The sequence below is a fragment of the Paenibacillus brasilensis genome (assembly GCF_009363115.1).
GTDB classification, from domain to species: Bacteria; Bacillota; Bacilli; order Paenibacillales; family Paenibacillaceae; genus Paenibacillus; species Paenibacillus brasilensis.
The window spans coordinates 3,085,242-3,092,500 of record NZ_CP045298.1; the positions used below are offsets into that span (position 1 = coordinate 3,085,242).

Here is a 7,259-nt window from a genome sequence, read left to right on the forward strand (position 1 = left end):
CCGATGATGTACTATTTGGGTCTCATTAGCGAATATTTGAAAAATTACATGAAATCACGACTCACCTATCGGGCCGATTTTTGGGTGGAAGTCATTTCGGACCTGCTGTTTCAGGCTACGAATCTTATTTTTATTCTGGTCATTTTTATGCACACAGACAGCTTGGGTGGCTGGAGTGAAAATGAAGTGGTATTCGTTTACGGCTTTTTCATGGTTCCGTACGGACTATTCAGTTGTTTTGTCAACCTCTGGAATTTTAGCGAACGCTATATTGTTAAAGGAGAACTTGACCGGGTTATGACCCGTCCCGCGTATAATCTGTTCCAGATTTTTCTTGAAAATGTGGACCCGCCAGCGCTGGTGGGATCGGTGATTGGTCTGATTATTATGGGAATCAGCGGAGCACAGATGGATTTGGCTATGGAGTGGTGGTTCGTACCGGCGCTGATTATTTTGAGCCTAAGTGCCGTGGCAATCTATACGGGTATATACACCATATTGACTTCTCTTTCATTCTTTTCGGATGCGCCTACGGGGATTATTCCGCTTATGTACAATATTCAGGGTTACGGACGTTATCCGGTGACGATCTATAACCGTGCCATTCAGGTTGTGCTGACCTGGATACTGCCTTTTGCTTTTGTTGGCGTATATCCGGCGTCCTTGTTCCTCCAACGGGAAGATATGCGGCATATGGCGCTCTTAACTCCTGTAATGGGCGCTGTGTTTCTGACTTTGGGCTTATTGGCATGGAATTGGGGGATTCGGCGTTATAGGGGAGCAGGCTCTTAGGCCGGATCACATGAGAACCCCCAAAAGATAGGAGATGATGAGATGTCCACGACATCTACCGTGATTGGACGACCGGCACCGGACTTTGAATTGCCGGGAAGTGAGGGAAAGAACGTTAAGCTATCTGACTATAGAGGCAGCAGGGTATTGCTGTATTTCTATCCGAAGGATCTGACCTCCAGCTGCTCGACACAGGCGTGTGATTTTCGGGATAAGCATACGGAGTTTGCAGGCTTGAATACAGTCATTTTGGGGGTAAGCCCTGATCCACTTAAGCAGCATGACAAGTTTATCGCCAAGTACGGGCTACCTTTTCAACTGCTATCCGATGCAGAGCATCAGGTAGCTGAGACGTACGGTGTGTGGCAGCAGAAACAAATGTATGGCAAGCAGTACATGGGCATCGTTCGCTCTACATTCCTGATCGACGAGAATGGTATTTTAATTCATGAATGGCGAGGCTTGAGAGTCAAAGGGCATATTGATGCTGCGCTGGAGTACATTCGGGAGCAGGCATAGATCACAAGCACTATTACACCCTTCGGGACGCTGGCTGTATTTCAGTCTCGGAGGGTGTTTTGTTATGTAATCTCCGGCTTTTCTTATCCCAGAAATGTTGCAGAACCCTCAATATGATGGTTTGCTTTTCTGCCTGACCACGTAAATGCCCCACAAGCTCAAGGAAATAATGACGGAGTTGGTCAAATCCCACGTTTTATTTTAGCAGTATTGCGCTGCTTGTTTGTCCGGCGGAATTATTACAGGCCATAGCTGGAGCAGGTGATGAGTGGAGTGGGGGCCATTTGTTTGGATACACTATTAATGCGGGAAAACCCGTTGCATTTACAGGGTCCATTGTTAGGCTTGCTGACAGCGTAAGAGTCAGGGCATAATCGGGTTATCTATGCTTGGAGCAGGGGTAGCGGTAGAAATGATGAAGCCTCGTATGTTGGGCCTCGCTGGAGGCGCAGGATTTGTCCTGATATCTACTGTGATTTCGATGTTTTATATTAGAGCTCGCAGCCGCAAGGCAGCTGGAACCTGATTATTGTGAATCGTTCTTGTTGCTGGTTTTAACTGGTTTAACTGGTTTATCTGATTTGTAGAAAGGGCTAAGCAGGAAGGCTCTCCAGCGATAAGCAACATACAGCATAAGGATCATGCCAACGACTGCGGCGGTGCGCAGTGCATACAGCTCTACTAAATGGAAAATGGCATCCCATTGCGGACCAAACAGCTTGCCGATGCTTAGAAATAAAGTAACCCAGAACAGAGCACCGCTGTATGCATACAAGGCAAATTTACGGAGAGGAAGAGCTATAATTCCAGAAAAATAGCCAGTAAAATGTCTAACACCTGGGATAAAATATCCAATGAAAATAAGCCAGTACCCATATCGTTGAAACCACTTTTGTGTTTTCTGAAGCTTGACCGGTGATAAGAGTACCCATTTACCGTATTTCTGAATAAAGGGAAGTCCAGCCCATTTTCCGATAAAGTAGGTAATCGTCATACCGATGGTTGTACCGAAAAAGGCCAGCAGCACCAATTTACCGAAATCCAGGGTACCCGAATAGGAGAGATATCCCGCATAGGCCATTGTGGTTTCCCCGGGAAAGGGTAAAGCAATAAACTCAAGCAGCAAGCCGAAAAAGAGGACGCCGTATCCGTATTCTTCGAACAATTGCGAGATCCATTTCAGTACATCCATCGTGTACACTCCTACGAACAGATTAAGTAATTTATAATCAATTTATTTTAACAATCTTTTCATGTTCACTCAACTCCGTATGATTTCTTGACGTCCTGTTTTATCGTTGCGTATAATGAAACGAACAATTGAGGGAGGCACGGTAATGAATAAGCCTAATGAAATCGTTGTAGTTCTCGACTTTGGAGGACAATACAACCAGTTAATCGCAAGAAGAATTCGGGATCTCGGTGTATATAGTGAGCTCCTTCCATACAATACGTCTGCGGAGAAGCTGAGAGAGCTGGCGCCGAAAGGGATTGTTTTCTCAGGCGGACCTTCCAGCGTATATACGGAAAATGCCCCTCAGGTGGACCGGGCAATTTATGATCTTGGCATTCCTATCTTTGGTATTTGCTATGGTATGCAGCTGATGGCTCACCAACTGGACGGTAAGGTAGAACGTGCGGGCAAGCGTGAGTACGGCAAAGCAGACGTGCTATTCAATGAGGGCTCCCGATTGGCTAAAGGTCTGGATTCCCGTCAAACGGTATGGATGAGCCACGGGGATCACGTTACAGATCTGCCATCCGGCTTTACACTCGATGCAGGAACAGAGAGTGCGCCGATTGCCGCTATGAGTCATCCGGAACGGAACCTGTATGCAGTACAGTTTCATCCAGAGGTACGTCATTCCGTACAAGGTAATGAGATGATCAGTAACTTCCTGTATGAAGTGTGCGGTTGTGAAGGCAACTGGACGATGGAATCGTTCATTGAGGATCAAATCCGTGAAATCCGTCAGCAAGTAGGCGACAAGAAAGTATTATGCGCTTTAAGTGGCGGCGTGGATTCTTCCGTTGTAGCAATGCTCATTCATAGAGCCATCGGCGATCAGCTGACATGTATGTTTATTGATCACGGACTGCTGCGCAAGGGCGAAGCGGAAAGTGTAATGGACACGTTCGTTGGCAAATTTGATATGAAAGTTGTCAAAATTGATGCACGTGAGCGCTTCCTGTCTAAACTGGCGGGAGTCGATGATCCTGAACAAAAACGTAAAATCATCGGTAACGAGTTTATCTATGTTTTTGAAGAAGAATCAGCTAAATTTGATGATTTTGACTTCCTGGCACAAGGCACGTTGTACACAGATATTGTAGAGAGCGGAACAGCAACGGCGCAGACCATCAAATCGCACCATAACGTGGGTGGTTTGCCGGAAGACATGAAGTTCAAGCTGATCGAGCCACTGAATGCATTGTTCAAGGATGAAGTGCGTAAAGTCGGTGAAGAATGCGGATTGCCAGCTGAAATTGTATGGCGTCAGCCATTCCCGGGTCCGGGTCTTGCCATTCGTGTATTGGGCGAAGTGACAGAGGACAAGCTCAAAATTGTCCGTGAATCGGATTATATTTTGCGCGAGGAGATTGCCAAAGCCGGTCTGGATCGGGAAATCTGGCAATACTTCACCGCTCTGCCAAACATGAAGAGTGTTGGTGTTATGGGCGATGCCCGTACGTACTCATACACCGTAGGTATCCGTGCAGTAACCTCGATCGACGGTATGACCGCCGACTGGGCGCGTATCCCTTGGGACGTGCTGGAGAAAATTTCGGTACGTATCGTTAATGAAGTAGAAAATGTAAACCGTATCGTGTACGATGTAACCTCCAAGCCACCAGCAACGATTGAGTGGGAATAGATTATAGACTGCAAACAAGACAACAAAACCTTCAATTCCACATCCATCGTGGTTTTGAAGGTTTTTTACTTTAAGGCTTTGTTGTTCTACTCGTATGCTTTTTACCACACGACCTTTTTTCCGGTTGCTGCCGATTCCTCAATACGGTCCAGTAGCTGGTGCAGCTTTAAGGCATGATTAAAATCAGGAGCAAAGCGGGTGTCCGTCAAAATGTCCTTGGCAAATACATGGTGAGCTTTGGCTACATTCAGGGTTACCCCCTCTTTTGGGAAATCCGGTTCATCATCAGGCTCAGCAGCTATACTTATTTGTTCAAAAGCCTCATTAGGCTCATAACCCTTATTACTGCCTGAATCATACACAAGCTTTTCGAGTGTCAGATTGCCAAATTGAACATGCCCAAGCGAAGGCTTTTGTGTCAAACGCAATGCTCCCTTTTTTCCCTGAATTTCTATCTCAAATTTAGAGTTTACGCCACCCTGAATGTGAACCGATATCGGTGTTCCCTTTTCCGACAACCCGTGAATCAAAATCTGATCGGCTGTATCCTTGGGGATAATTTCACCTGTTTCCTGAATCGTGGCATGGCTGTAGTGTGATGCTGTAATGGCTGATAGCTCGCAAAATTCACCAACGATGTATTGCAGTGCGTCCAGCGTATGCCCGCCGTTAATCGTTAGCAAATTGGCGCCATTGGCTTTATTCAGTAAATAAGCCGTATCCTGATCTGTACTTCCTCCTTTCCCGCGTGTAGCTACTTGCATGTGACAGGATACAATTTCACCAATCTCCCCGTTCTCCACCAGCCTTTTCATTGTTTGCACTTCAAGGTCCTGCCGAGCCTGCAAGCCGACCGTATGATGAATACCCGCCTGTTCCGCTGCCTTAGCCATTTCGGTGGCTTCCGCCGTATTTGCCCCCAAGGGCCATTCACAGAAAATATGCTTTTTCTCTTGAATCGCTGCCATCACCGCTCCGTAATGATGGGGAACTTTGACGCTCACCACGACCATGTCCACGTCCTCAGAAGCTGCGAGCTTTTTGGCATCATCAAAAGCCAGTGCCGCCCCAACTTCTTCTGCGCTTTGCCGCGCACTCTTCATACGGGAAGTACCGACAGCAGTGATATCCAGGTTCGGATGCTTGAGTAAAGCCGGAATGTGCGTTTGACTGGCCCATTTGTTATTCATTGATCCTCCGACCACTCCTGTACGAATCTTCTTTTTCTTCATGCTGCGGGACCCTCCTAAATATTAATGAGGCTGGAAAATAGTGCCCAAGGTCAATATAATACATTTAACACATAAATTATAATGTTTGTTTATGATGTAGATATCATTTTATTTGATGGGAGATGGAGACGTGGACATTGAGAACATGCAGGCATTTGTGTCAGTAGCAGAACTGAGAAGCCTTACAGAAGCTGCCCAAAAGCTGAACCACTTACAATCGAATATGACAGCTAAAATAAAGAAGCTGGAGGCCCATTATAAAACAGCGTTATTTTACCGAAAACCCCGTGGCATGGAGCTGACTCCCGCAGGGGAAATCCTATATGCTCAGTTCAAACAAATTTTGCTGCTGTGGCAAGACACAGAGATGAAAATGAGACCGCAGGAGGAAAAACTGCGCGTCGGGACAATGCAGTCCATTGTAGCAGGCGAAACAACGAGGGCGCTAACGAAGGTATACGAGTTGTACCCGCAGGCTTCGGTGACATTGAAAACCGGAACCACCACGGAGATGGAGCAATTGATCCTCGACGGCGAGCTCGATATTGCTTTTGTTACAGGGTATCCCACCAACCCATATATTCATTATCAAAAATGTTGTCGTGAAGATCTGGTACTGGTGGGGAAAGACATTCATGCAGGCTCAGACCTCAAACAAGTCCTGCAAGGAGCTACAATTATCGTGCTGTCGGATGGCTGCCTTTATCTTACGCAATTGGAGAAGATGTATCAGGACATTCAATTGACCCATGGCGAGGTTGTAGAGGTAGGGGTATTTGATACGATGGTGCAGTTTGTATTGATGGGAATGGGAATTACCTTGATGTCCAAAAGGCTGGCACGGCAATTTAATGTAAAATCCTATTTGCCGGTTCCTCCCACCTTCGGCTACATGGATACATATTTAATAACCCGTCCCAACCATATGATGACAGCCATTGAACATAAATTTGTCGAACTCAACAATGCGATTTAAGGGATAGGAGAGAATTCAATGACTACTAATCAGAACAAGTACCAGGGTAACCATGCAGCATTTTTGGGGGATAGTATTACTTTTGGATATGAACTCAAAGAGGGGGAAAGGCCTTACCCGCATATCGTCAGCGACACCCTGGGCTTTCAAAGCTTTGAGAATCACGGACACCATCGGCAGAAACCCGAACATACTCAGGCTGATCATGAAGCTTGAGTATTTTCTTTAAATTGACCGAGTTCTTTATAAAGATCTGTCACAGAGCTTGAATATTTTTAATAGAGGCGTATAATACCTGATTTATCAATTGATGCGTCGATTAATTTGGAGGAGGAAATATCATCGAACATTGCACGGATAAGAGCAAGCTGTTTTATCGTATGCACCTTTTGTGTAAAGAAATGAATACTGCTTTTGAAGCTCAGATGAAAACCAGCTTTACCAAGGTCGAGATTTTATACCATATTCATCAACGACAGGAATTAAGTCAGTTGGAGCTTCAGCATTTACTGGCACTGGACGGAGCAGCGGTTACTCGACACCTGAAAAGGCTGGAGCAGGAAGGTCTGATTATGCGCAATAAAAAAGAGCAGGATAAGCGTGTCACTTATATTTGTCTAACCGAGCAAGGGGTTCAAGAACTGGAAGTTTTAATGAAGCAAAGAGAGGTCTTTCAGAACAAACTGTTGTGTGATTTTACAGATGAAGAAATTGAAGCTTTGACAGGTGCACTACAACATATGTCTACCAATGTAAAGAATATGTAAAATATGCGAGGGGGAAAAACAGTACTGAACAATGTCCACGTATTAAGTGCGACCCACCATGCTGCCGGTAAAATAGAAATCTGCTGCGAATACCTTT

At 45.6% G+C, this 7,259-nt stretch carries 8 protein-coding genes; 6 read left to right on the plus strand and 2 right to left on the minus strand.

Going from position 1 to position 7,259, the window contains the following annotated elements; all coding sequences use genetic code 11:
* Window positions 1-3 precede the first annotated feature (3 nt).
* Both GCU48_RS14515 and bcp read left to right on the plus strand, forming a co-directional pair.
* On the plus strand, window positions 4-792 hold the full coding sequence (locus GCU48_RS14515; protein ID WP_025717611.1) for an ABC transporter permease: 789 nt from the start codon (window positions 4-6) through the stop codon (window positions 790-792).
* 42 nt (window positions 793-834) lie between these two features.
* Window positions 835-1,311 carry a thioredoxin-dependent thiol peroxidase gene (bcp, locus tag GCU48_RS14520; RefSeq protein WP_152380468.1) on the plus strand — a complete coding sequence of 159 codons (477 nt, stop codon included), beginning with the start codon at window positions 835-837 and terminating at the stop codon, window positions 1,309-1,311.
* Between the two features lie 526 nt (window positions 1,312-1,837).
* Here bcp and GCU48_RS14525 read toward each other — a convergent pair.
* Window positions 1,838-2,503, minus strand: a complete 666-nt coding sequence (locus GCU48_RS14525; protein WP_152380469.1) for a DedA family protein — start codon at window positions 2,501-2,503, stop codon at window positions 1,838-1,840.
* A 145-nt stretch (window positions 2,504-2,648) separates the two neighbouring features.
* Here GCU48_RS14525 and guaA point away from each other — a divergent pair, with 145 nt between their 5' ends.
* Window positions 2,649-4,187 carry a glutamine-hydrolyzing GMP synthase gene (gene guaA / locus GCU48_RS14530; protein WP_025717614.1) on the plus strand — a complete coding sequence of 513 codons (1,539 nt, stop codon included), beginning with the start codon at window positions 2,649-2,651 and terminating at the stop codon, window positions 4,185-4,187.
* 101 nt (window positions 4,188-4,288) lie between these two features.
* Here the strand turns inward: guaA and GCU48_RS14535 are convergent, their stop codons facing one another.
* A complete protein-coding gene (locus GCU48_RS14535) occupies window positions 4,289-5,419 on the minus strand; it encodes a Gfo/Idh/MocA family protein (protein ID WP_152380470.1) in 1,131 nt (376 codons plus the stop codon).
* A 130-nt stretch (window positions 5,420-5,549) separates the two neighbouring features.
* Between GCU48_RS14535 and GCU48_RS14540 the strand changes: the two genes are divergently transcribed.
* From GCU48_RS14540 to GCU48_RS14550, 3 genes are all read left to right on the plus strand, one after another.
* Window positions 5,550-6,395, plus strand: a complete 846-nt coding sequence (locus GCU48_RS14540) for a LysR family transcriptional regulator (RefSeq protein ID WP_025717616.1) — start codon at window positions 5,550-5,552, stop codon at window positions 6,393-6,395.
* An 18-nt stretch (window positions 6,396-6,413) separates the two neighbouring features.
* On the plus strand, window positions 6,414-6,611 hold the full coding sequence (locus tag GCU48_RS14545; protein ID WP_244315658.1) for an SGNH/GDSL hydrolase family protein: 198 nt from the start codon (window positions 6,414-6,416) through the stop codon (window positions 6,609-6,611).
* A gap of 185 nt (window positions 6,612-6,796) precedes the next feature.
* Window positions 6,797-7,162: a MarR family winged helix-turn-helix transcriptional regulator gene (locus GCU48_RS14550; protein WP_244315660.1), complete on the plus strand. Its 366-nt coding sequence runs from the start codon at window positions 6,797-6,799 to the stop codon at window positions 7,160-7,162.
* Window positions 7,163-7,259 lie beyond the last annotated feature (97 nt).